The following is a 22,030-nucleotide window of genomic DNA, read 5'->3' as shown; positions in this document are numbered from 1 at the left end:
ACCCCCACCTGGGCACCGGGGGAGACCTCCTGAGGACAACCATGAAAAAGTTGCTCTCCGTCGCGGGCGTCGCCCTGCTGACGGTCCTCGCCGCCGTGTTCGCCTTCGGGCAGCCGGCGCACGCCGCCGCCGGGTTCTCGGTCGCCAACGGCCGGCTCTACGACGCCAACGGCACCGAGTTCGTGATGCGCGGGGTCAGCCACGCGCACACCTGGTACCCGCAGCAGACCAGTTCGTTCGCCAACATCAAGGCGCTCGGCGCGAACAGCGTCCGGGTGGTGCTGTCCAGTGGCGACCGCTGGACCAAGAACAGCGCCTCCGACGTGGCCAACGTCATCTCGCTCTGCAAGGCTAACAAGCTGATCTGCGTGCTGGAGGTGCACGACACCACCGGTTACGGCGAGCAGAGCGGCGCGATCACCCTGGACCGGGCGGTCGACTACTGGCTCAGCATCGCCAGCGTGCTCCAGGGCCAGGAGAAGTACGTCATCGTCAACATCGGCAACGAGCCCTACGGCAACCAGGGCTACGCCACCTGGGCCACCGACACCGGCAACGCGATCAAGCGGCTGCGCAGCGGCGGGCTGACCCACACGATCATGGTGGACGCCCCGAACTGGGGTCAGGACTGGTCGTTCACCATGCGGGACAACGCCGGCACGGTCTTCGCCGCCGACCCGCAGAAGAACACCGTCTTCTCGATCCACATGTACGGCGTCTTCGACACCGCCGCGGAGATCACCGACTACCTGGGCCGGTTCCGCACCGCGGGGCTGCCCATCGTGGTCGGTGAGTTCGGCTTCAACCACTCCGACGGCAATCCCGACGAGGACACCATCATGGCCTACAGCCAGGCCAACGGGATCGGCTACCTCGGCTGGTCGTGGAGCGGCAACGGTGGCGGCGTCGAGTACCTCGACATGGTCACCAACTTCGACCCGAGCCAGCTGACCAGCTGGGGCCAGCGGATCTTCAACGGCGCCAACGGCATCAAGGCCACCGGGAAGGAGGCCTCCGTCTACGCCGGCACCACCCCGCCCACGACGACTCCGCCGACCACCGCCCCGCCCACCACGGCCCCGCCCACGACGGCCCCGCCCACGACGGTTCCGCCCACGACGGTTCCGCCGACCACTCCGCCGCCGGGCGGCTGCACGGCCAGCTACACGATCGTCAACTCCTGGCAGGGCGGCTTCCAGGGCGAGGTCAAGGTGACCGCCGGGGCTGCCGCCATCAGCGGCTGGTCGGCGCGGTGGACGTTCGCCAACGGTCAGACCGTCACGCAGTCGTGGAACGCCGCGATCAGCGGCAGCGGCACCACGTACACCGCCCGCAACGTGGACTACAACGGCCGGCTCGGCGCCGGCGCCAGCACCAGCTTCGGCTTCATCGGCAGCTGGAACGGCAGCAACGCGATCCCGGCGGTGACCTGCACCGCGAGCTGAAACCGGAGCGGTGGCCGGGTCCGCGCGGACCCGGCCACCGCCGTCTGGGTACGTCTCGACCGGCCGGCCCGGTGGGCGGGCCGGCGGTCCCGGCGTCAGCCGGCCGCGCAGGAGACGGTCGGCCAGGTCCAGTTGCCGTTGTGCTGGATGGTGACCCCGAAGGTGTTGCCGCTGCCGTTCGGCTTGGCGACCATCGTCTGGGCGTTGGGCCAGCTGGCGTTGACGTTCCAGACGTTGATGATCTTCGCCGGGTACGGCACGTTCATGGTGACCGTCCAGGCGTTGGTGCCGGAGACCGAGACGTTGAGGTTGTAGCGGTCGCTCCACTGCTGGCCGGCGGAGAGCGTGGCGGTGCAACTGCTACCGCCGCCACCGCCCCCGCCGCCACCGGTGTCGCCACCGTCGGGTGCCACGGCGCGGCCGGTCTGCGGCGAGATCATGCCGGCACACAGGCCCTTGCTGGCCAGCACCTGGGCGATGCGCGGGATGGCCGCCAGGGTGTTGGCCGGCCACTCGTGCATGAGGATGATCTGGCCGTTGGTGAGCCGGGAGTTGGCCTGCACGATCGCGTCGACGCTCGCGCCGTTCCAGTCCTGCGAGTCGACGTCCCAGATGATCTGGGTCAGGCCGTACCTGGACAGCACCGATTGCAGGGTCGAGTTGGTCTCGCCGTACGGCGGGCGGAACAGCTTCGGCGTGCCGCCGCCGGCGTTGGCGATCGCCTGCTGGGTCCGGGAGACCTCGGAGTCGATCTGCGCCTGGCTCTGCTGGACCAGGTGCGGGTGGGTGTAGCTGTGGTTGCCGACCCACATGCCGGCAGTGACCTGCGCCCGGACCTGGGACGGGTAGGCGGCGGCGTACTGCCCCTCGTTGAACATGGTGGCCCGCAGCCCGTTCTGCCGCAGGGCGTTGAGCAGCGCCGGGGTGTGGTCGTTGGACGGCCCGTCGTCGAAGGTGAGCCCGACGTATCCGCTGCAGGCGGCGGCCCGGGCGGGGGCGGCGGTTGCGGTGAGCGTCGCGACGACGCCGGTCGCCGCGACCAGCGCCGCGACGGCGAGGCCGGCGACCAGGGATCGCTTCGGCGGATGTGGTGAGGTTCGCATGCGGGGTGGGTCCTCCTTCGGGGCGCTCCTCGCGAGGGCTGGCGGGGAGGGGGACGGCGGCGATGACCCGGCGGAGTGGTCGGTGGCGTGGTGGTCGACCGGCAAGCCAGGCCGCACGGCGACCTACATCGACATTCATCGAGGTGTGTCGCCGGCGACAGTATTGGCGCGGCTTGCTCCCGGTGTCAACAATTTCCGGAAGTCCTGGAGCCGTCCTGGGCCCCGTTTCTCCTGTCAACCGCCGTCAGCCTGGGGCGATGAGAGTCGTTGGCCCGGGCAGTCGGCCCCGAAAGTTCCAGGCCGCTATCGGGAGTGGCGCGCTGGTGGGTGACGGACCCGCGGCACCATCCGGTGTGCGCCTGGCACGCCGCCCTGGAACCCACCCGGGACGAGCGGACAGGTAGTGCGTGTGGAGAAGAATGTGCGGGCCCGAATACGGGCCGGGGACCCCGAGGCGTTCCGGGAGCTGTTCGACGACCATGCCCGTTCGGTCTACAACCACGGCTTCCGGCTGACCGGGGACTGGTCGGTGGCCGAGGACGTGGTGTCGTTGACGTTCCTCGAGGCGTGGCGGTTGCGGGGCCGGATCGACGTCGGTGCCGACGGGTCGTTGCGGCCCTGGCTGCTCGGCATCGCCACCAACGTCGCACGCAATGTCCGGCGCGCCGCCCGGCGGCACGCCGGGGCGCTGGCGCGGTTGCCCCGGGCGGAGGTGGTGCCCGACTTCGCCGAGGAGATCGCCGGACGGATCCGCGACCGGGAACGGATCGCCCTGGTGCGGCGCGCCCTCGCCGCGCTGCGCCAACCGGAACGTGAGGTGCTGGCGTTGTGCGTCTGGTCCGGGCTCGACTACGCCGAGGCGGCGGTCGCGCTCGGCGTACCGGTCGGGACGGTGCGGTCCCGGCTGTCCCGGGCTCGCGCCAAGCTGCACACGCTGGTCGCCGACCGAAGTCCCGCGGCGGCCGGGGAAGACCGGGAACCGGCCCGCAGCCGCGGACAGGTATCAGTCGACCGCACCATCGCGGTCCGGTTCGCTCAGGAGAACACCCGATGAACGCCAATCCGCGTCAGGCTCTCTCGGATGCCCGTGCCGATCTGGCCGGTCTCGTGCCGGCGCCGGCGGAGCGGGATCTGCCCAGCGACCGCCACCGGTCGATCCAGGAGTTCGTCATGGACCACATCCAGTCCGCGCCCGATCCGGCACCGCGTCGCGCACCACGGCGCCGGCTGATCCTCGCCTCGGCCCTGACCGTGGCGGTCGCGGCGACCGCAACGGTGGTGCTGGTCGGCGTCAATCAGCCCGAGGGCCGGCGCGGCGGGCCCGCCAGGGCCTCCGGCGACGCCTCCGGACGGGAGATCCTGCTCGCCGCCGCGACGACCGCGGAGCAGGCGCCCGAGACCGCCGGCACCTACTGGCACGTGCGGGCCGAGTCCGACTACTACTACCTGGACGAGAGGTGGATCCGGCGGGATGGCCGGACCTGGTTCCGGTTGTACGGCGGCAAGATCAAGGAACAAAAGTCGGGGTTCCTCCTGGGTGCCGGTGCGGTGAGCCTCCAGCAGATCCAGACGCTGCCGACCGATCCGGCCGCGTTGCGGGAATGGCTCACCGCCGAAAATCACAAACGTCCCCCGCTCACCGTGAAGAGGAGCGACGGGACATTGGAGAAGGTCTCCGGTTTCAGGGAGGAGTTTGTCCTCAGCGACCTGATCGCCCTGGTCACCCGGCTGCCCGCCCCACCCAAGGTCCGCGCCGCCGCTTTCCAGGCTCTCGCCACCTATCCCGGTGTCAAGAGCACCGGCGTGACCGGGCAGGGCCAGAGCCTGTCGATCGACCTGTCTCGAGGGCGGGTACACATGGTCGTCGACACGGACACCGGTCAGGTCCGGAAGACCACCTCCTTCCACACGTTCGACGGCCCTCGGGTTCCCGCCGAGCTCGCCAATGGCGTCGCTACCACCATCACTGCCGAATGGACTGACCGGCTGCCCGGGTAACGGTCACGGTGGGCCGGCTCCGCGCGCCGGACCCGGCCCGCCGTGCGGCCGAACGGCCTACGGCGCTCACTCGACCGCGGTGGCCTCCAGCAGCAGCGCCTGCTCGGGGTGGAGGGCGGGCAGCTGCACCCCGACCGAACCGAGCACCGACCCGTTGAGGATCACCCCGTCGGCCGCCGCCAGCCAGCCCGGCGGGGCCAGCTCCAGCAGCGCGGGCTCCGGCGCCCCGGCCGCCGGCCGTACCCGGTAGCGCCGCGCCGGGTCCAGCCCGGGCAGCCGGACCGCGCCCGGCACCTGGGCCACCGAGGTGGCCAGCCGGGACACCGCGTACACGGCGTGCGAACGGTCGTGGGCGACCACGCCGTGCGCCTGCACGGCCGGGTCCGGGTGGTCGATCCGGACCACCCGGCCGGCGTGCAGCAGCGGACGGAGCCGTTTGTGCAGCGCCACCCAGGCGGCCAGCTCGATCCGCTCGGCGGCGCTGATCCGGCTGATGTCCCACTCGATGCCGTGGTGACCGAAGAGCGCGGTGACCGCCCGGAAACCGAGGTCGTGCACCCGCTGGGTGGTGTGCGAGCGCTCAGGTCCGATGTGGGTGCCGATCAGCTCCGGCGCCAGCAGCAACCCGGTCCAGCGCTGGATCGACAGCCGTTCCAGGGCGTCGTTGCAGTCGCTGGCCCAGACCCGCTCGGTGCGGCGCAGGATCTCCAGGTCCACCCGCGCCCCGCCGGACGAGCAGCTCTCGATCTCCACGCTCGGGTGCCGGGCCCGCAACTCGTCCAGCAGCCGGTAGACGGCCACCGTCTGCGCGTGCACCCCGGGCCGGCCGCCGTGCCCGGCCTCGGTGAGGTCCCGGTTGTGGTCCCACTTGAGGTACGCGATCCCGTCGTGCTCCGACAGCACCGCGTCCAGCCGGCCGAGCAGGTGGGCGTACGCGGCCGGGTTGGCCAGGTCCAGCACCTGCTGGTGCCGCCACTCCGGGGGCAGCCGGCCGGGCGCCTGGAGCACCCAGTCCGGGTGGGCCCGGAACAGGTCGGAGTCGGGGTTGACCATCTCCGGCTCGACCCAGAGCCCGAACTGCATCCCGTGCTTGCCGACGTGGTCGATCAGCGGTTGCAGCCCGTCCGGCCAGACCTCGTCGTCGACCCACCAGTCGCCGAGCCCGGTCTGGTCGTGCCGGCGGCCCCGGAACCAGCCGTCGTCGAGCACGAACCGTTCCACGCCCACCTCGGCGGCCCGGTCCGCGAGCCCCTTGAGCCGGTCCAGGTCGTGGTCGAAGTAGACCGCCTCCCAGACGTTCAAGGTCACCGGCCGAGGGCTGCGCGGGTGCTGCGGGCGGGCCCGCAGGTGGGTGTGCAGCACGTCGCTGAGCCCGTCCAGCCCCACGGTGGAGTGCACCGCGTAGAGCAGGGGAGTGGCGTACTCCTCGCCGGGGCCGAGCAGGATCTCGCTCGGGGCGAGCAGCTCACCGCCGCCCAGGGTCGCCTCGCCGGTCGGGCGGCGCTCGGCGACGGTGACGTGGTCGCCGCTCCACGCGGTGTGCACCGCCCAGACCTCGCCGTGCCCGAAGCCGAAGCCCGGTGTCCCGGCGACCAGCAGCAGCGTGGCGTCGTGCCCGGTCCGGCCGTGCCGGCCCTCGCGCACCCAGGCGCCCATCGGCCAGGGGTGCCGCTGCGGCGCGCGTTCCCGGCACCACCGCCCGGTCAGGTCGAGCAGTTCGGTGGCGACCGCCGGCACCGGCAGCACCGGGGTCAGTTCCCGCACCTCGTAGCCGCCGTCGCCGTCGTTGCGCACCCGGTGCCGCAGGGTCAGCAACCCCGCCGGGTCCAGGGTGATCTCGACGGTCAGGGTCAACCCCGCGCCCGGGTCCGATGCCCGCACGGTCACCCGCGCGGCACCGGCCCCACCGTGGTCCCGCTCGGCATCGGGTACGCGCACCGCCTCCCCGCCCGCGGCCACGCGGCTCGGGTCGGGCCGGTGCGCGGGGTCCCCCGGCGGGGGCGTCTCGTCGCGGACGTCGACGTCGACCAGGCGGAAGGCGGTGGACCAGTCCCGGCCGGCGCGGTGGCCGGCGAGTCCGGGCCGGCCGCTCCACCCGGCGCTCGCCTCCGGCAGCAGCGACAGCACGGTGGGCGCGTCGAAGCTGCTCGGCACCACCGGCGGCACGGTGGCGGCGACGAGCGCGGCCAGGTCGTCGCCGGACAGCGGACCGAGGTCGGCGCCCCAGTGCACGACCCGGGGCAGGCCCGGGCCTCGGGCGTCGAGCACCAGGCTGGTCCGGGCGCGGCGCAGGTGGACGATGCTCATCCCTTGGAGGCTCCCAGCGTCAGGCCCCGGACGAACTGCTTCTGCAGCAGGAAGAAGATCACCAGGGTGGGAATGGCGACCAGCACCGAGCCGGCCGAGACCAGGTTGTTGTCGGTGAAGAACTCACCGCGCAGGTTGTTCAGCGAGCTGGTCACCGGGAACTTGTCGCCGGTACGCATCAGCACGGTGGCCCAGAAGAACTCGTTGTAGATCCAGGTCACCTCCAGCGTGGCGAGCGCGGCCAGGGCCGGCCGGCACAGCGGCATGGTGACCTGCCAGTACTGCCGCCAGACGCTCGCCCCGTCGACCATCGCCGCCTCGTACAGCTCGTGCGGCAGCGCCTTCATGTAGTTGCTGAGCACGAAGACGCAGAAGCCGCACTGGAACGCCACGTTGACCAGGATCAGTCCCCAGTAGCTGTCGTAGAGCAGCTCCGAGTCGCTCATCCAGGCCGGCAGCGGGATCTCGGTGAACATCCGGAACAGCGGGATCAGCAGGGCCTGCTGCGGCAGCAGGTTCGCCGCGGTGAAGAGGCCGAGCAGCACGATGTTGAGCTTCCAGCTGAACCGGGCGATCACGAACGCCACGCAGGAGGCGAGGAAGAGCGTCAGCAGCACCGCCGGGACGGTGATGTAGACCGAGTTGAGGAAGTGCTTGCCGAACTCGGCGGTCCGCCAGGCGGTCAGGTAGTTGTCGAAGGTCCAGCCGCCGAGCGAGACGTACCCGTTGCTGGCCGTGTACTCGTAGGACCGCAGCGAGGTCAGCACCGCCCAGAGGATCGGGAAGAGCCAGCCGACGGCCACCGTACCCAGGAAGAGGTGCAGGACCACCCGGGCGGGCCGCAGCGGCCGGCGGCGGCCGGTCGGGGCCTCCGGTGCCTCTCGGGTCAGGGTCGCGCTGCTCATCGCCGGTCCTCCCGCATCACGGTGAACAGGTAGAGGGTGATGAAGACCAGGGAGACGACCAGCATGATCGTCGCCAGGGCCGACCCGAAGCCGATCCGGCTGGCCTCGCCCACCACGTTCTGGGTGACCAGCGCGGAGAGTAGTTCCAGCCCGTTGCGGCCCTTGTTGACCACCCAGACCAGGTCGAACGCGCGCAACGACTCGATCACCGTCACCACCAGCACGATGATGTTGATCGGGCGCATCACCGGGAAGACCACCCGGAAGAAGGTGCTGGCCTCCGAGGAGCCGTCCACCGCGGCGGCCTCCCGCAGCGACGGGTCGACGCCCTTCAGGCCGGCCAGGTAGAGCAGCATGATGTAGCCGACGTGTCGCCAGCCGGCGGCGACGAGCACCGCCCAGATGTTGACGTGCGGGTCGCCGTACCAGTCGGTCTGGCCGCCCAGCACCGCGTTGAGCAGGCCCTGGTCGCGGCTGTAGATGAGCTGCCAGACGAAGCCGATCAGCGCGAGCGAGAGCACCACCGGCAGGTAGAGCGCGGTCTGGTAGAACCGGCTGCCACGCAGCTCCTTGTCGAGCAGCACGGCGAGGAACATGCCGAACGGGGTGGCCACCACGAAGAGCGCGGCCAGCCAGAGCAGGTTGTTCTGCACGGCCGGCACGAACGGCGGGTAGATGTTCACCACGTCGTCGTAGTTGCGCAGGCCGACCCAGTCGATCTCGCCGAGCGAGCCGATGCCGTCCCAGTCGGTGCCGGAGAGCAGCACGGTCGCCGCCGCGGGCAGCCAGACCAGGCCGACCACGAGCAGCAGGGGTACCAGCACCATCAGCGTGATCACCACGCGGTCGGTGCGGGACAGGAGCCGTAGCCGGCGGCCGCGACCACGCGTGGTGGTGGTCGCGGCCGGCGGCGGCACGGCGCGATCCGCTTGGATCAGGGGCAGGTCGGACATGGTGGTGTCCTCCCCCTTCCGCCGTCAGCTGGTGAAGATCGACTTCTTCTGGTTCTCGATGCTGGTGAGCAGCCCGCTGATGTCCTTCGGGTCCTTGATGAACTGCTGGATGGCCGGGATCATCACGGTCGAGGCGAAGTCCGGCCGGGTGTCCCGGTCGAGGAACTGGGCGATCTCGGTGGCCGAGCCGACCAGTTCGGCGGCCTTCTTCTGCAGCGCCGTGTAGCCGCTGGTGTCCGCGCTGGTGTTGGCGACCAGGGTGCTCGGGTCGTTCTTCACCGTGATGTTCGCGGCGTCCTTCGAGCCCAGGTATTCCAGCAACTTCTTGGCGTTGGCCTCGGACTTCGGCTTGCGGGCCATCATGTAGCCGTCGATCGGCGCGTCGAGGGCCTTGGCCCCGATCGTCGAGTCGACCTCGGGGAAGGTGAAGAAGTCCAGGTCGTCCTGCTCGTCGTTGTTGAACTGCTGGCCGACGAAGAGCCCGAGCAGGTACATGCCGCTCTTCTTCTGCTGCAACGACTGGGCGGCCTCCTGCCAGGTCCGGCCCAGGGCGTCCGGCTGGTGCAGGGGGAGCAGCCCGGCCCAGGTGTCGAAGACCTTCTTGACCTTGTCGGAGGTCCACGCCTCCTTGCCGGCCATCAGGTCGATGTGGAACTGGTAGCCGTTGATCCGCAGGTTGAGGATGTCGAAGGTGCCCATCGCCGGCCAGCCGTCCTTGTCGCCGAAGGCGATCGGGATCAGGCCGTCCTTCTTCATCTGGGTGCCGAGGGTGTTCAGGTCGTCCAGCGTCTTCGGCACCTGGTAGCCGTGCTGCTGCCAGACCGACTTGCGGTAGAAGACCGCCCACGGGTAGTACGACGCGGGCACGAAGTACTGCTTGCCGTCGTCGCCGGTCGACGCCTTCTTGAACGCGTCGGAGTAGCCGGAGAGCTTGCTCCAGACGTCGCTGACGTCACCGGCCAGACCCTTGCCGGCGAAGAACCGCATCCGGTAGCCGGCGAACCAGGTGAACACGTCGTCCGGCTTGCCCTGCAGGTAGTTGTTGATGTTCTCCTGGAACGTGTTGTGGTCGACGGTGTTGATGTTGACCGTGACGCCCGACGACGTCTTGAAGCCGTCCATCACCTTGGCGGTGACGTCCTTCGGCTTGGGGTCCGACTGGTTCGAGCCGACCGAGACGACCTTCGAGTCGGCGCCGGAGTCGGAGTCGGAGTCGCCGCAGCCGGCGAGCAGGCCCGTGCCGAGCAGCGCGCCCGCGCCGGCCGCGCCGGCGAGCAGCGAGCGGCGGTTCAGGCCGGCGACGGACGGGGGTACGAGCCGGGCGAGGTACTCGGCTTCGGTACGAGGACGGGACATTGTGCCTCCTGCGTGGAAGAGGTGCGCTGCGCCCAAGGGCCGTTGATGGGTGGCGGGGATCGGTGTTCGCGTCGGCAGCGGTAGATCCACCGTGAATCCACATGTCCGAACACAAACAGCCGGTGGCGCTTGAAGCTACCCCTTGGTTCCGCACTGTCAAGAGGCCGGATGGACAGCCATATCCCCGTGGTTACACGGCGCGGGATCGGTAAACGTTAGAATTCCTGTCGATGTTGGAAAGTGTTGACTCACGTGTCGTTCGGGGGCACCCTCTGCTGTCATGCGGAACTGGCAGGGCGAGCGCATCTGGTACGGCGCGGACTACAACCCGGAACAGTGGCCCGAGCAGACCTGGGCCGAGGACGTCGACCTGATGCGCCGCGCCGGGGTCAACCTGGTCTCGGTCGGGATCTTCTCCTGGGCCCTGCTCGAGCCGGCGCCCGGCCGCTACGAGTTCGGCTGGCTCGACCGGGTGATCGACCTGCTGCACGACGGCGGGATCGGCGTCGACCTGGCCACCGCCACCGCCAGCCCGCCGCCCTGGCTGGCCCACCGGCACCCGGAGACGCTGCCCCGCCGGGCCGACGGCACCGTCCTCTGGCCGGGCGGTCGGCAGGCGTACTGCCCCAGCTCGCCGGTGTTCCGCGAGCGCTCACTGGCCCTCGTGGAGGCCGTCGCCGGCCGGTACGCCCACCATCCGGCGGTGCTGATGTGGCACGTCTCCAACGAGCTGGGCTGCCACAACGTGCACTGCTACTGCGACGTCAGCGCGGCGGCGTTCCGCCGCTGGCTGCGCGAGCGCTACGGCGACCTGGACGCGCTCAACGCCGCCTGGGGGACCGCGTTCTGGAGCCAGCGCTACCACGACTGGGACGAGATCAACCCGCCGCGCGCCGCGCCGACCTTCGCCAACCCCACCCAGCAGCTGGACTTCCTGCGCTTCTCCTCCGACGAGCAGCGCGCCCAGCTGCGCGCCGAGCGGGAGCTGCTGACCCGGCTCGCCCCGCAGCCGGTCACCACGAACTTCATGATCGGCACCGGGATCAAGTACCTGGACTACCACTCCTGGGCGTCCGACGTGGACCTGGTCGCCAACGACCACTACCTCACCGCCGCCGACCCGCAACCCCAGGTCGACCTGGCGCTCGCCGCCGACCACACCCGCGGTGTCGCCGGCGGCGCGCCGTGGCTGCTCATGGAACACTCCACCAGCGCGGTCAACTGGCAGCCCCGCAACGTCGCCAAGGCGCCCGGTCAGCTGCGCCGCAACAGCCTGGCGCACGTGGCCCGCGGCGCCGACGGGGTGCTCTTCTTCCAGTGGCGGGCCTCCCGCGCCGGGGCGGAGAAGTTCCACTCCGCGCTGGTGCCGCACGCCGGCCCGGAGACCAAGGTGTTCCGGGAGGTCTGCCGGCTCGGCGCCGACCTCGCGGCCCTCGCCGAGGTACGCGGCAGCCGAGTCGACGCCGAGGTGGCCATCCTCTTCGACTACGAGGCGTGGTGGGGCGCCGAACTCGACTCCCACCCGAGCGTCGACGTCACGTACACCGACCGGCTCTCGGCCCTGCACGGCGCGCTCTGGCGGGCCGGGGTGACCGCCGACGTGGTGCACCCGTCCGCCGACCTGTCCCACTACCGGCTGGTCCTGGCGCCCACCCTCTACCTGGTACGCGACGCCGACGCCGACGCGCTGCGCCGGTACGTCGAGGCGGGCGGCACCGCCCTGGTCAGCTACTTCAGCGGCATCGTCGACGAGCACGACCACATCCGACTCGGCGGCTACCCCGGCGCGTTCCGCGACCTGCTCGGGGTGCGTACCGAGGAGTTCTTCCCGCTGCGCGCGGGCGAGTCGGTCCGTCTCGACGACGGCTCCACCGCCGACGTGTGGACCGAGTGGCTGCACGCCGAGGGCGCGGAGGTGCTCGCCTCGTACGCCGACGGGCCGCTGCCCGGGGTGCCCGCGCTGACCCGCCGACCGGTCGGCGCCGGTGCCGCCTGGTACCTGGCCACCCGGCTCGACGACGCGGCCACCGACCGGCTGGTCGCCCGGCTGCTCGCCGAGGCCGGCGTGCGCCCGGCGGCGGCCGCGCCCGCCGGGGTGGAGGTGGTGCGCCGTCGCTCGGCCGACCGGAGCTGGCTGTTCGTCATCAACCACACCGACGACGCGGCCCGGCTGCCGGTGACCGGCGCCGAGCTGCTGGCCGGTGGCTGGTGCGACGGTGAGCTGGTCGTGCCGGCGGGGGAGGTGGCCGTGGTGCGCGAGACGTTCGGCGCCGCCGGTGACCGGGCACAGCCGACCGGGCCGGACGCCGGCACCCCGGCGGCGGCCCGGACGACCGAGGCGGCCTGACCATCCGTGCCGCCGGAAGGAGGGTCCATGCTCGCCCAGCAACGGCAGAGCGCCATCCTGGAGCTGATCCGCCAGCGCGGTGGCGTCCGGGTCAGCCACCTGGTGAGCCGCTTCGGGGTGTCGGACATGACGATCCGGCGGGACCTGGAGGTACTCGCCGATCGCGGCCTGATCGACAAGGTCCACGGCGGGGCGACCCTGGCCGGGCCCGGCTCGGCCGACGAGCCGGGCTTCGCGGCCAAGTCGATCCGGCAGCAGGCTGAGAAGCGGGCCATCGCCGAGCGGGCGGCCGGCCTGGTCGAACCGGGCATGGCGATCGCGCTCTCGGCCGGCACCACCACGGCGACCCTGGCCGCCCGGCTCGCCGACGTCCGCGGCCTCACCGTGGTCACCAACTCGATCCCGGTGGCCGACGTGCTCTACCAGAACCCCCGCCCGGACCAGACCGTCGTGCTCACCGGCGGCATCCGTACGCCGTCGGACGCGCTGACCGGACCGGTGGCCGAGGCGGCCATCGCCGCGCTCAACGTCGACCTGCTCTTCCTCGGCGTGCACGGGATGAGCCCGCGTACCGGCTTCACCACCCCGAACCTGCTGGAGGCGGCGGTCAACCGGCGGCTGATCGGCGCGGCCCGGCGGCTCGTGGTGCTCGCCGACCACACCAAGTGGGAGACCATCGGCATCGCCACCATCGGCCCGCTGGCGGAGGCGGACGTGCTGATCACCGACGCCGGCCTGCCGGCCGACGCGCGCCGCCAGCTCGGTGAGCAGGTCGGCGAGCTGATCGTCGTCGACGTCGATTGAATGGCCGGGTGATCGTCGCTGGGGGCCGCACCTATGGCGGATCGTCGGGCGCGCACGGGCCGCTGTGGCCGGCCGCCAGGGGGCACCGGCGGCGGTCCGGCAGGATCCAGTCGCAGAACACCCAGTGCCGTACGTGTTGGGTGTCCTCCTCGGAGACGGTGGTGCCGGCGGCGTCGACCTCCGGCCTGGCGGCCAGCGACCGGGCGAGCGTGCGGGCCAGGCCGAGCGCCGAGTCGAGGCCGCCGGCCAGCACCGGCAGGTGGATCACGTAGCGCGGCGGGGTGGCGTCCGTCCTGGTGAAAGCGTCGACCGCGGCCCCGGGCAGGGGCGCGAAGACTGGCCCGCCGGGTGGCGGCTGTGCTCCTCCGGCGGGCGTGTTCACGACTGGCGCGCCTGGGCCTGAGCGCTCTGCCAGTCGCGCAAGGCCCGCTTGATCCGGATGTTCTCCTCGTTGAGGCGGGCCGCATCCTTTTGCAGGATGGCCAGTTCCAGGGCGACCCGGTGCAGGAAGTGCCGCACCTCCTGTGGGTCCAGGCCGCGCCGACCGAACCCCACGGTGGAGAACTGGCGGTCGCGGACGTTTCGTGGCTGCAGCCGGGGCGGTGGACTGCCGTAGACGGTGCCTCGGTTCATCGGGCGGCTCCCTTCCTCAGGTTGGAGGGGCGGTCCTGCCCGGAGGGGAATTCCGGGCAGGACCGCCCGCCCGGCGACCGCAGCCTCAATCGGCGGTACGGCCACCGGGCTGCCGGTGGTTGGTGCTGATGCCGGACAGGACGGGGTCGCGACGGGGCCTCTTCGCGCCAGCCATCACAAGCCGGTCAACGGGAGTAGCGTGCCCACTACGTTCGGTTTACGGCAGTCGTGAGCGTGTGGGCCCACACGGAAGCCGACACGCTGGGGAGCGTTATGGACGATTTCGGATCGACACTCAGGCAGCACCGCAAGGCCGCAGGCTGGTCGCTGCGCAAGTTCGCCGAGCAAATCGCCTACGACTTCGGCTACCTCGGGCAGATCGAGCGAGGCGAGCGCCCGTCGACCGCCGAGGTGGTCGCCGCGTACGACCGCAAGCTGGCGGCCGGTGGTGCACTGGAGACCGCGTACGCGAGTAGACAGGCAGGCGACGCCGACATGCGTAGACGTTCGGTCCTCCAAGCCCTGGGAATTCTCGCCGCTGTTCCGGCGGCGGACCGGTTGGTGGGGTGGGAGGCAGTGCGCCATGGGCTTGGGGCGGCCGTTGACGTCGAGTGGGATGAGTGGGCGGCGATCGTCGACGACTACGGGCGTGGCTATTACCTCCAGCCCCACGACCAATTGATGGTCCAACTCGGGCGGGATCTGACGGTGTTGCAACACCAACTCGCCGCTGAGAACGGCAACCGGCGACCGATCCTGCTGCGGGTAGCCGGGCGCCTGTCGGTCATCATCGCGCTCGGCCTTGTCGCCTCCGGACAGGCGGCGATTGCCCGTCGTTGGTGGCGGACGGCGCAGCGGGTGGCGGACGAGTCCGACGACGCCGAAACTCGGGTGCTCACCCGGGCATGGGATGTGGTGAACGGTTGCTATGACGGCCGTTCGCCAGTCGCCGTCGTGGCACTGTCCGATCAGGTGCTGCCGTTGCTCGACGGACCAGCGTCGGCTGCCGGGTGTGGGCTGCTGGCCGGCCGGGCGCAGGCTCTGTCGCTCGCTGGCAAGCACGGAGAAGCCGTGGACACGGTCCGCCACTTGGCCCGCCACGTGGAGACGTTGCCCGCCGAGGTGGTGGAGGACGTTGAATCTCTGTGGGGCTGGCCGGAACACCGGCTGCGGCATACGGAGTCGTGGGTATACACCCACGCCGGCCTGAGTGACGCCGCAAGCGTCGCACAGGAGCGGGCGCTGGCGCTGTATCCCGCCTCGCAGCAGCGACTGCGTACGCAGGTGCAGTTGCACCAGGCTGCGAGCCTCATTCGTGGTGGGCATATCCCCGACGGACTGCGCCTTGCGACGGACCTGCTCGACCGGCTACCTCGCGACCAGCACAACGAACTGGTGCGTAGCGTGGCCCGGCAGGTTCTCGCCGTTGTTCCCAACGGCGAGCGGGCCCGGCCGGTGTACGGCGAATTGGTCGAGCGGGTGCGAGTTTAGGCTCGCGGCATGGCCATCGAGTACATCACCAGCAAGAGCAACGAAGTGTCAGGCTTTTTTGTCCCGCTGGCTGACCTGTACAAGATCGTCTACGCTGAGCCGCCCTACAGGGAAGGTCCAGAGCAGGTGGCTCGCTTCCGTGAGGCCCTACCTGGCGAGGCGGAACGTTTGGGCTTCACCCTGGTCGCCGCCGCTGAACGCGGCTCCTTGATGGGCGCAGCCTATGGATGGACGATGCCGTCCGGCACCTGGTGGCAGCGCGCCGATGGCGAGCCGCCTGGCGAGTTGCGGGACGCCGAGAAGTTCGCAGTCATGGAGTGGATCGTCCACCCGCGCCGGCAGCGCCATGGCATCGGCGCTGAACTATTGCGCCGGCTGCTCGCCGACCGGAAGGAGCGGTACGCCACCCTCGCCTCCGACCCCCGCTCTCAGGCGCGAAAAATATACGCACGCAACGGATGGCGTCAGGTTGGCAAGTCGGTGTTGCCTTGGGGGCCGCCGATGGATCTGCTCGTCCTACCTCTGCACCACGACTCCACTACCTGAGCTCGGCGATCTCAGCCGCGCCTTTCAGGCACTTCACAGCCGTCCAGGTTAGGGTGCCCTGGGTGGCACGGCACGCTCCGTGCTGGAGCGTGCCGAACGGTGGAAGCGGGAGTGGCGATGGTCTTCAAGAAGATGCTGAGCGCGTTCGGCGTGGGCGGCCCGAGCGTGGACACGGTGCTGACCAACCCGAACACCCGGCCCGGCCTGACCCTCGACGGGCACGTCAACCTCGTCGGCGGCGACGCACCGGCCAGCATCGAGCAGGTGACCGTCAGCCTGGTCACCCGGGTGGAGATCGAGGGCGGCGACAGCGAGTACGCCGGCATCATGGAATTCCACCGGATGCCGGTCAGCGGGGCGTTCGAGCTTGCTCCGAAGCAGCAGCTCGCCATCCCGTTCCAGCTCCCGGTGCCGTGGGAGACCCCGGTGACCGACGTGTACGGCCAGCGGCTGCACGGCATGACGATGGGGCTGCGGACCGAGCTGGCGGTGGCCCGCGCGGTGGACAAGACCGACCTGGACCACGTGGCGGTGCACCCGTTGCCGATCCACGAGCGGATCCTCGACGCGTTCCAGGCGCTGGGATTCCGCTTCAAGCACGCCGACCTGGAGCGCGGCCGCATCCACGGGGTGCAGCAGACGCTGCCGTTCTACCAGGAGATCGAGTTCTTCGCGGCGCCGCAGTACGCCCAGACCGTCAGCGAGGTCGAGCTGACCTTCGTCACCGGCCAGCGGGGCGTCGAGGTGGTGCTGGAGTGCGACAAGCGGGGCGGCTTCCTCAGCGCCGGGCACGACGTCGTCGGCCGGTACGCCGTCGCGCACACCGACGCCGAGCGGACCGACTGGGTGCAGGTGGTGGACGGCTGGCTGCGGGAGACCACGGCCCGCTACGGCAGCCTGCGGGCGCCCGGCTACGGCACCCACCACGGGCACGGTCGGCGGGGCCCGGGGATGGGCGGCATGGTGGCCGGCGCCGCGCTGGGTGTGGCCGGCGGCCTGGTCGCCGGCGAGCTGATCGAGGACGCCTTCGAGGGCGACTTCGGCGACTTCGGTGACTTCGGCGGCGAGTGACGGCACATGACGGTGCCCCCGGGATGGCTCCCGGGGGCACCGTCGGGTCAAGCGTGACTCCGGTCAGTGCCGGGCCTTCCGCTCGTCACCGCTGCGGAAGTTGCTGCCGGCCTTGGCCAGACCCCGGCTACCCAGGTAACCGATGGTCAGCAGCGTGATGAAGAACCAGGCCTGCGGGGCGCGGAAGATGTCCACCCCGACCGAGTTCTTACCGACCAGGAAGGACGCCACCAGCACCCCCGCGACGGCCGCGAGGTAGATCCAGAACTCGGTCGTCGCGAACGACGGCTTGGTCTCCGTGCCGGGCGCCTGCATCGCCTGCTCCCGGTGCCCGTCGTACATCGGCATCGGGCGGGTCGGCGTCTCCTGCATCGCGGTCCGGTTGGACATGTCCTGCGTGGGCCGGTTCATCGACCTGGTGGATGCAGCCTGCGTGCTCATCTGGTCCTCCTCAGGATTTGATGAGTCGTTCTCTGCACACCGCCCGCCCCGCTGCCGCGTGTCGGCCACGGCGCGGTTCACGCTCTGTGGCGGGGGCACCCCCCGTCTACCCGGCCCCCCGCCGGGGTAACACCGACCCCGCCGGATAACCGACGCACGCCCGGATCCGACCGCCGACCGGTGCGGTGGCGGACCGCCGATCCGGACAGCCGGGCCGCGCAGGGACAGACCACGCGACGCGGCGGCCGGCCGGTTTCAGCCGGCGGCCGTCGGGCACGCAAGGCGGATCCCCGAGAGTTCTGCGAGGTGGTTGACGTGCGTGAGGACGACATGCGGCAGCAGGCCGCGCGGCGGGCCGAGGAGCGGATCGCCGGCGGCGTGTACGGCGAGGGCGCGCTCGACGAGGTCACGGTGCCGCAGACCGACGAGACCCGGGTGCTCCAGGAGAACGATTCGGACGACCCGGCGCACGCCCCGGTGGACCCCACCATGCTCCGCGACGGTGGGCCGACCGGCGGTCAGGGCGCGGTGACCACCACCACCGGGACGGCCGGACCGGCCAGCGTGCGCCGGGTGGCCCGCCAACCGGAACGGCATCCCGGCAAGGTGGCCCCGACCACCACCGGGGATGCCACCACCGGCGGCCTGAGCACCCCGGCCGGCGGCTCGACCAGCGACGCCTCGTCGGCCGGCGCCCAGGTCGGCAACTTCACCGACGAGGGCGCCAACCCCGGCTGAGCAGCCGGTACCGCGGCCGGCAGGGGGCGGAAGCCGTCCCCTGCCGGCCGTGTCGGCACTGCCGGCCCGGCCGCACGCCGACCGGCCGCGGGTCGTGGACCCTGGGTCAGGTGGTGCGCAGGATGCCCAGGCGCTGGGTGGCGCGGGTGAGCGCCACGTAGAGGTCGCTGTGCCCGCGCGGCGATTCGGCCACGATCCGCTCCGGATCCACCACCAGCACCGTGTCGAACTCCAGGCCCTTGGCCTGCTCGGTGGTGAGCAGCACCACCCGGTTCGCCAGCTCCGGCTGCTCACCGACGGCGACCTCGGGCAGCGCGGTGACCACCGCCACGCCCAACTCCTCGATCCGGCCGGTCGGGACGATCACCCCGAGCCGCCCGTCGGTCAGCGCGGCCACCTCCCGCGCCGTCGCCGCCACCAGCTCCGCCGCCAGCCGGCCCGCCTCGACGGTACGGTCCCAGGGCGGCACGCCGGCGGCGCGTACCGAGCGGGGTGGGCGCAACGCCGGGTCGATCGCGGTCAGCACGTCGGCGGCGACCGCCATGATCTCCGCCGGGGTGCGGTAGCTGACGGTCAGCTCCTCCAGCCGCCACCGGTCCGCCACGTACGGCCGCAGCGCCTCGGCCCAGGACGGCGTGCCGGAGAGCGCCCCGGTCTGCGCCACGTCCCCGACGATCGTCATCGACCGGCTCGGGCAGCGCCGCATCAGCAGCCGCCACGCCATCGGCGACATCTCCTGCGCCTCATCGATGATCACGTGCCCGAACGCCCAGCTCCGGTCGGCGGCGGCCCGCTGTGCGGTGGTCAGCCGCTCGGCGTCCTCCTGCCGCTCCGACAGCCGGTCGGCGTCGATCAGGTCGGTCACGCCGAGGATCTCGCCGCCGTCCGCCTCGTCCTCCACGTCGATCGAGCGGGAGCCGCGCCAGATCTCCAGCACGCCCTCGGCGTACTCGCGTTCCAGGGCGCGCAGCCGCTCCCGGCGGGCCACCGCGGCGCGTTCGTCCTCGCCGAGCAGCTCGGCCGCCTCGTCCAGCAACGGTACGTCGGCCGGGGTCCACCCGCCGGGCGTCCGGTGCAGCAGCCCGCGTTCCGCCTCGGTGAGCATGGGCGCGGCGGCGGCGATCCGCTCCGGGTCGGCGTACAGGTCGGCGAGCAGGCGCTGCGGGGTGAGCACCGGCCAGAGCTCGTCCAGGGTGGCCTGGACCTCGGGCTCCTCGCGCAGCTCCCGGCGGATCTCGGCGACGTCGGCCTCGGCGAGCAGGTTCTCCCCGCCCAGCGGGTCGGCGCCGATCCGCTCGGCAACCTGGGCGGCGAGCGCGTGCACGATCTCCACATCGAACAGCGCGCGGGCCAGGTTGTGCGGCCGCTGCGAGCGCCGGGCCTGCTCCCGGGCCTGCCGGACCACCGCCGGGTCGAGGGTGAGGATCTCCCGTTGCGGCAGCTCGATCTCCAGCGGCTCGTCGGGCACCCGCTGCCGGTCCAGGACGGCGTTGGCCAGCACCTCGACCATCACGGCCCGCCCCTTGAGCGCGGCGGTCCGGGCCGGTTCGGTGCGCCGCGCGCTGACCCCGGGGAACAGGTCGGCCTGGGTCCGCAGCAGCACACCGGTCTCGGCCAGGGCCGGCAGCACCTGGGAGATGTAGCGCAGGAAGGTGGCGTTCGGGCCGACCAGCAGCACGCCCCGGCTGGCGAGCTGCTCCCGGTGGGTGTAGAGCAGGTACGCGGCCCGGTGCAGCGCCACCGCGGTCTTGCCGGTGCCGGGACCGCCCTGCACCACCAGCACTCCCGGCAGGTCGGCCCGGATGATCCGGTCCTGTTCGGCCTGGATGGTCTCCACGATGTCGCGCATCCGGCCGGTACGCCCCGCGTTCAGCGCCGCGAGCAGGGACGCCTCGCCGGTCAGCTCCTCATGGGCGGTGGGGGAGGCGGCCGTGATGTCCAGCACCTCGTCGTTGAGGCCGGTGACCTTCCGGTCCCGGGTGCGCAGGTGCCGGCGCCGGCGTACGCCCTGCGGGCTGGCGGCGGTGGCCAGGTAGAACGCCCGCGCGGCCGGGGCCCGCCAGTCCATCAGCAGCGGGTCGTAGTCGCCGGAGGTGTCGAAGATCCCGATCCGGCCGATGTAGCGGCGGGAACCGTCGTCGCCGTCGAGGCGGCCGAAGCAGAGCCCGCTCTCCACGGCGGAGTAGCGGTCGACCTGCTCGGCGTACATCCCGACGGCGGAGTCCCGCTGGGAGCGGGCCTGCTGCGTGCCGCCGGTGTTGCGCAGCTCCTCGGTGAGCCGCCGGGCGGCCTGCTCGCGCATGCCGTCCAGCCGGCCGTAGAGCATCGAGACGTACTCCTGCTCGCGGCCGATCTCGTCGTCCTGGTCCAGCCCACCCGGTACGTCGGAGTGCGTTGACAAACCGGCTCCCATTCGCTATAGTCCAGCAGAGGAATGGCCTTTCGGGTCATTCCTTTTTGTGTTTGAACTGCACAAGATACCGCGCGGCCCACCGCCGGACCAAGCCTGCCCGACCCGCCGACCCGACGGCACACCGCCGCGCCGCGGACGCAGACGGGGGCCCGGCCGGCTCGCGCCGACCGGGCCCCCGACGGGCCCCGCTTCGCTCAGACCTTGGCCGCCGCGTAGAGCCGCTCCGGGCGGACCAGGCCGGCGAGCACCCGGCCGTCGTCGGTGAGCAGCACGCTGAACAGCTTCCCGGTGAGCAGCCGCCCGCTGCCCCAGTCCCCGCTGACCTTCGGCAGGCCGCCGAGCACCTTGCCCAGCATGTCCGCCCCGGCCGCGCCGGCCGGCGCCGTGCCGCCGGGGGTGTTGCCGGCCGCGTCGAGCTTCGCCACCAGCACCGTGGTCCAACCGGTGCCGACGGTACGCACCTCCGGCGCGTTCCCGCCCGGCCCGGTCTTGCCGAGGTCGCCGCCCGGCCGGTGCATGCCGGCCGGCCCGTGCCCGTCGCCCCGGTCCTCGGTGACGCGCACCCCCGGCGGCGGGTTGAACCGGAACTGGTCCGCGTCCGGAGTACGGAAGTCGACCTGGGTGAAGGCGACCTCGACGGCCGGCTCCTGCACGCCGTCGGCGAGCAGCTCGAAGCGCAGCGGCACGTGCTCCTTGGCGTCCAGCGCGATCCGCACCTGGTGTACCAGGGAGTCCTTGTCGCGCGGGGTGAGCACCAGTTCGTACACGCTGCGCCCGGCCACCGTCGACGAGCGGCCGACGGTGACCGCGGTGCTCGGGTCGATGGCCGCCAGGGCGCGGTCCGCGGCGTCGGCCGGGGTGGCCGGCGCGGACGGCCGCTCCGCCCCGTCGGCCGGCAGCGTCCGGTGCGACGCGGTGTTGGTCCGGCTGCTCCAGGTCCACAGGTCGCGGCCGTCGCGCAGCACGTCGCGTTCGCCGAGCGTGTCGAGCAGGGCCAGCCGCTGACGCTGCGGGCCGGCGTACCAGACCCGCAGGGTGTGGGTGCCGGTGAGCAGGCTGGTCAGTTCGTTTCCGCCGGCCGCCCCGGCCAGCTCGGCCAGCGGCGGCAGGCCCAGGTCGGCGCGCTGGACCACCGTGCCGGAGAGCCCATCGAGGCGGGACGTACGCAGGTCGTCCAGGAGCTGGGCGGCGGTCCGCGGCGGCAGGGCCGGGTCGGCCCCGGCGGCGAACGTGCCGACCAGGGCGCCGCCGCCGACCACGACGACCCCCGCGGTCACCGGGACCAGCCAGCGCAGCACAGCGCGGTTCTTCAGTACGGGCATGTTGTGCACCTCCTGACCGTAATGCTGCGCCCCGGTCGCTGTGAGGCCGCTGAGGAGAATCCCTAGGTGACTGGTGTTAAACGATGGCTGCCATCGGCGTGGCGGTCATCGTTCTGCATCTATTTATAGTAGTTTGCTGGGATGACGTTGGGCAGAG

The 22,030-nt window shown here is 71.6% G+C and carries 19 protein-coding genes; 9 read left to right on the top strand and 10 right to left on the bottom strand.

Features of this window, described 5'->3' with window-relative positions; translation table 11 throughout:
- Window positions 1-41: 41 nt before the first annotated feature.
- Window positions 42-1,445, top strand: a complete 1,404-nt coding sequence (locus AB0I11_RS27715) for a cellulase family glycosylhydrolase (protein WP_357326733.1) — start codon at window positions 42-44, stop codon at window positions 1,443-1,445.
- A gap of 95 nt (window positions 1,446-1,540) precedes the next feature.
- Here the strand turns inward: AB0I11_RS27715 and AB0I11_RS27710 are convergent, their stop codons facing one another.
- Window positions 1,541-2,548, bottom strand: a complete 1,008-nt coding sequence (locus AB0I11_RS27710) for a polysaccharide deacetylase family protein (RefSeq protein WP_357326730.1) — start codon at window positions 2,546-2,548, stop codon at window positions 1,541-1,543.
- Between the two features lie 409 nt (window positions 2,549-2,957).
- Here AB0I11_RS27710 and AB0I11_RS27705 point away from each other — a divergent pair, with 409 nt between their 5' ends.
- Both AB0I11_RS27705 and AB0I11_RS27700 read left to right on the top strand, forming a co-directional pair.
- Window positions 2,958-3,602 carry an RNA polymerase sigma factor gene (locus tag AB0I11_RS27705; protein ID WP_357326727.1) on the top strand — a complete coding sequence of 215 codons (645 nt, stop codon included), beginning with the start codon at window positions 2,958-2,960 and terminating at the stop codon, window positions 3,600-3,602.
- The gene (locus AB0I11_RS27700) at window positions 3,599-4,546 is read left to right on the top strand and encodes a CU044_5270 family protein (protein ID WP_357326724.1); all 948 of its coding nucleotides are present in this window, start codon (window positions 3,599-3,601) and stop codon (window positions 4,544-4,546) included. Before AB0I11_RS27705 ends, AB0I11_RS27700 begins: the two co-directional genes overlap by 4 nt.
- A 66-nt stretch (window positions 4,547-4,612) precedes the next feature.
- Here the strand turns inward: AB0I11_RS27700 and AB0I11_RS27695 are convergent, their stop codons facing one another.
- Genes AB0I11_RS27695 through AB0I11_RS27680 form a run of 4 tightly spaced genes read right to left on the bottom strand, consistent with a single transcriptional unit; the run spans window position 4,613 to window position 10,067 of the window.
- On the bottom strand, window positions 4,613-6,853 hold the full coding sequence (locus tag AB0I11_RS27695; RefSeq protein ID WP_357326721.1) for an alpha-galactosidase: 2,241 nt from the start codon (window positions 6,851-6,853) through the stop codon (window positions 4,613-4,615).
- On the bottom strand, window positions 6,850-7,758 hold the full coding sequence (locus AB0I11_RS27690; protein WP_357326718.1) for a carbohydrate ABC transporter permease: 909 nt from the start codon (window positions 7,756-7,758) through the stop codon (window positions 6,850-6,852). Before AB0I11_RS27690 ends, AB0I11_RS27695 begins: the two co-directional genes overlap by 4 nt.
- Window positions 7,755-8,711 carry a sugar ABC transporter permease gene (locus AB0I11_RS27685; protein ID WP_357326715.1) on the bottom strand — a complete coding sequence of 319 codons (957 nt, stop codon included), beginning with the start codon at window positions 8,709-8,711 and terminating at the stop codon, window positions 7,755-7,757. The genes AB0I11_RS27690 and AB0I11_RS27685 overlap by 4 nt, the downstream gene beginning before the upstream one ends.
- 24 nt (window positions 8,712-8,735) lie before the next feature.
- Entirely contained in the window at window positions 8,736-10,067 is a 1,332-nt protein-coding gene (locus tag AB0I11_RS27680; protein WP_357326712.1) for an ABC transporter substrate-binding protein, read from the bottom strand.
- A 280-nt stretch (window positions 10,068-10,347) separates the two neighbouring features.
- Between AB0I11_RS27680 and AB0I11_RS27675 the strand changes: the two genes are divergently transcribed.
- On the top strand, window positions 10,348-12,414 hold the full coding sequence (locus tag AB0I11_RS27675) for a beta-galactosidase (protein ID WP_357326709.1): 2,067 nt from the start codon (window positions 10,348-10,350) through the stop codon (window positions 12,412-12,414).
- Between the two features lie 27 nt (window positions 12,415-12,441).
- Entirely contained in the window at window positions 12,442-13,218 is a 777-nt protein-coding gene (locus AB0I11_RS27670; protein WP_357326705.1) for a DeoR/GlpR family DNA-binding transcription regulator, read from the top strand.
- A 31-nt stretch (window positions 13,219-13,249) separates the two neighbouring features.
- Here the strand turns inward: AB0I11_RS27670 and AB0I11_RS27665 are convergent, their stop codons facing one another.
- Both AB0I11_RS27665 and AB0I11_RS27660 read right to left on the bottom strand, forming a co-directional pair.
- On the bottom strand, window positions 13,250-13,600 hold the full coding sequence (locus AB0I11_RS27665) for a hypothetical protein (RefSeq protein ID WP_357326702.1): 351 nt from the start codon (window positions 13,598-13,600) through the stop codon (window positions 13,250-13,252).
- Window positions 13,597-13,851: a DivIVA domain-containing protein gene (locus tag AB0I11_RS27660; protein WP_357326699.1), complete on the bottom strand. Its 255-nt coding sequence runs from the start codon at window positions 13,849-13,851 to the stop codon at window positions 13,597-13,599. Before AB0I11_RS27660 ends, AB0I11_RS27665 begins: the two co-directional genes overlap by 4 nt.
- Window positions 13,852-14,124: 273 nt before the next feature.
- Between AB0I11_RS27660 and AB0I11_RS27655 the strand changes: the two genes are divergently transcribed.
- The 3 genes from AB0I11_RS27655 (at window position 14,125) to AB0I11_RS27645 (ending at window position 16,959) form a co-directional block, all read left to right on the top strand.
- The gene (locus tag AB0I11_RS27655; RefSeq protein ID WP_357326696.1) at window positions 14,125-15,342 is read left to right on the top strand and encodes a helix-turn-helix domain-containing protein; all 1,218 of its coding nucleotides are present in this window, start codon (window positions 14,125-14,127) and stop codon (window positions 15,340-15,342) included.
- A 9-nt stretch (window positions 15,343-15,351) separates the two neighbouring features.
- Window positions 15,352-15,888 carry a GNAT family N-acetyltransferase gene (locus tag AB0I11_RS27650; RefSeq protein ID WP_357326693.1) on the top strand — a complete coding sequence of 179 codons (537 nt, stop codon included), beginning with the start codon at window positions 15,352-15,354 and terminating at the stop codon, window positions 15,886-15,888.
- 117 nt (window positions 15,889-16,005) lie between these two features.
- Window positions 16,006-16,959: a sporulation protein gene (locus tag AB0I11_RS27645; RefSeq protein ID WP_357326690.1), complete on the top strand. Its 954-nt coding sequence runs from the start codon at window positions 16,006-16,008 to the stop codon at window positions 16,957-16,959.
- A gap of 63 nt (window positions 16,960-17,022) precedes the next feature.
- On the opposite strand, the gene AB0I11_RS27640 is transcribed toward AB0I11_RS27645, so the two are convergent.
- Window positions 17,023-17,400 carry a hypothetical protein gene (locus tag AB0I11_RS27640; protein ID WP_046565523.1) on the bottom strand — a complete coding sequence of 126 codons (378 nt, stop codon included), beginning with the start codon at window positions 17,398-17,400 and terminating at the stop codon, window positions 17,023-17,025.
- Window positions 17,401-17,715: 315 nt separating this feature from the next.
- Between AB0I11_RS27640 and AB0I11_RS27635 the strand changes: the two genes are divergently transcribed.
- Window positions 17,716-18,138, top strand: coding sequence for a hypothetical protein (locus AB0I11_RS27635; RefSeq protein WP_357326686.1), 423 nt, complete (start codon window positions 17,716-17,718; stop codon window positions 18,136-18,138).
- Between the two features lie 106 nt (window positions 18,139-18,244).
- Here AB0I11_RS27635 and AB0I11_RS27630 read toward each other — a convergent pair whose 3' ends face one another.
- Together AB0I11_RS27630 and AB0I11_RS27625 are read right to left on the bottom strand one after the other, a co-directional pair.
- Complete coding sequence (locus AB0I11_RS27630) at window positions 18,245-20,551, bottom strand: AAA family ATPase (RefSeq protein WP_357326684.1); 2,307 nt, start codon at window positions 20,549-20,551, stop codon at window positions 18,245-18,247.
- Between the two features lie 194 nt (window positions 20,552-20,745).
- Window positions 20,746-21,873: a sigma-E factor regulatory protein RseB domain-containing protein gene (locus AB0I11_RS27625; RefSeq protein WP_357326681.1), complete on the bottom strand. Its 1,128-nt coding sequence runs from the start codon at window positions 21,871-21,873 to the stop codon at window positions 20,746-20,748.
- Window positions 21,874-22,030 lie beyond the last annotated feature (157 nt).

The organism is Micromonospora sp. NPDC050495 (genome assembly GCF_040655175.1).
Classification (GTDB): domain Bacteria; phylum Actinomycetota; class Actinomycetes; order Mycobacteriales; family Micromonosporaceae; genus Micromonospora.
Note: the sequence above shows the minus strand (reverse complement) of the source record. Positions and strands in the feature narration are given on the sequence as shown.

What these genes read in the sequence shown, in the direction of transcription:
- AB0I11_RS27645 (WP_357326690.1), top strand. Translation starts at nt 16,006, where the DNA reads ATGGTCTTCAAGAAGATGCTGAGCGCGTTCGGCGTGGGCGGCCCGAGC.
- AB0I11_RS27660 (WP_357326699.1), bottom strand. Translation starts at nt 13,851, where the DNA reads ATGAACCGAGGCACCGTCTACGGCAGTCCACCGCCCCGGCTGCAGCCA.
- AB0I11_RS27630 (WP_357326684.1), bottom strand. Translation starts at nt 20,551, where the DNA reads ATGGGAGCCGGTTTGTCAACGCACTCCGACGTACCGGGTGGGCTGGAC.
- AB0I11_RS27670 (WP_357326705.1), top strand. Translation starts at nt 12,442, where the DNA reads ATGCTCGCCCAGCAACGGCAGAGCGCCATCCTGGAGCTGATCCGCCAG.
- AB0I11_RS27675 (WP_357326709.1), top strand. Translation starts at nt 10,348, where the DNA reads ATGCGGAACTGGCAGGGCGAGCGCATCTGGTACGGCGCGGACTACAAC.
- AB0I11_RS27715 (WP_357326733.1), top strand. Translation starts at nt 42, where the DNA reads ATGAAAAAGTTGCTCTCCGTCGCGGGCGTCGCCCTGCTGACGGTCCTC.
- AB0I11_RS27700 (WP_357326724.1), top strand. Translation starts at nt 3,599, where the DNA reads ATGAACGCCAATCCGCGTCAGGCTCTCTCGGATGCCCGTGCCGATCTG.
- AB0I11_RS27625 (WP_357326681.1), bottom strand. Translation starts at nt 21,873, where the DNA reads ATGCCCGTACTGAAGAACCGCGCTGTGCTGCGCTGGCTGGTCCCGGTG.
- AB0I11_RS27650 (WP_357326693.1), top strand. Translation starts at nt 15,352, where the DNA reads ATGGCCATCGAGTACATCACCAGCAAGAGCAACGAAGTGTCAGGCTTT.
- AB0I11_RS27685 (WP_357326715.1), bottom strand. Translation starts at nt 8,711, where the DNA reads ATGTCCGACCTGCCCCTGATCCAAGCGGATCGCGCCGTGCCGCCGCCG.
- AB0I11_RS27710 (WP_357326730.1), bottom strand. Translation starts at nt 2,548, where the DNA reads ATGCGAACCTCACCACATCCGCCGAAGCGATCCCTGGTCGCCGGCCTC.
- AB0I11_RS27680 (WP_357326712.1), bottom strand. Translation starts at nt 10,067, where the DNA reads ATGTCCCGTCCTCGTACCGAAGCCGAGTACCTCGCCCGGCTCGTACCC.
- AB0I11_RS27695 (WP_357326721.1), bottom strand. Translation starts at nt 6,853, where the DNA reads ATGAGCATCGTCCACCTGCGCCGCGCCCGGACCAGCCTGGTGCTCGAC.
- AB0I11_RS27655 (WP_357326696.1), top strand. Translation starts at nt 14,125, where the DNA reads ATGGACGATTTCGGATCGACACTCAGGCAGCACCGCAAGGCCGCAGGC.
- AB0I11_RS27640 (WP_046565523.1), bottom strand. Translation starts at nt 17,400, where the DNA reads ATGAGCACGCAGGCTGCATCCACCAGGTCGATGAACCGGCCCACGCAG.
- AB0I11_RS27690 (WP_357326718.1), bottom strand. Translation starts at nt 7,758, where the DNA reads ATGAGCAGCGCGACCCTGACCCGAGAGGCACCGGAGGCCCCGACCGGC.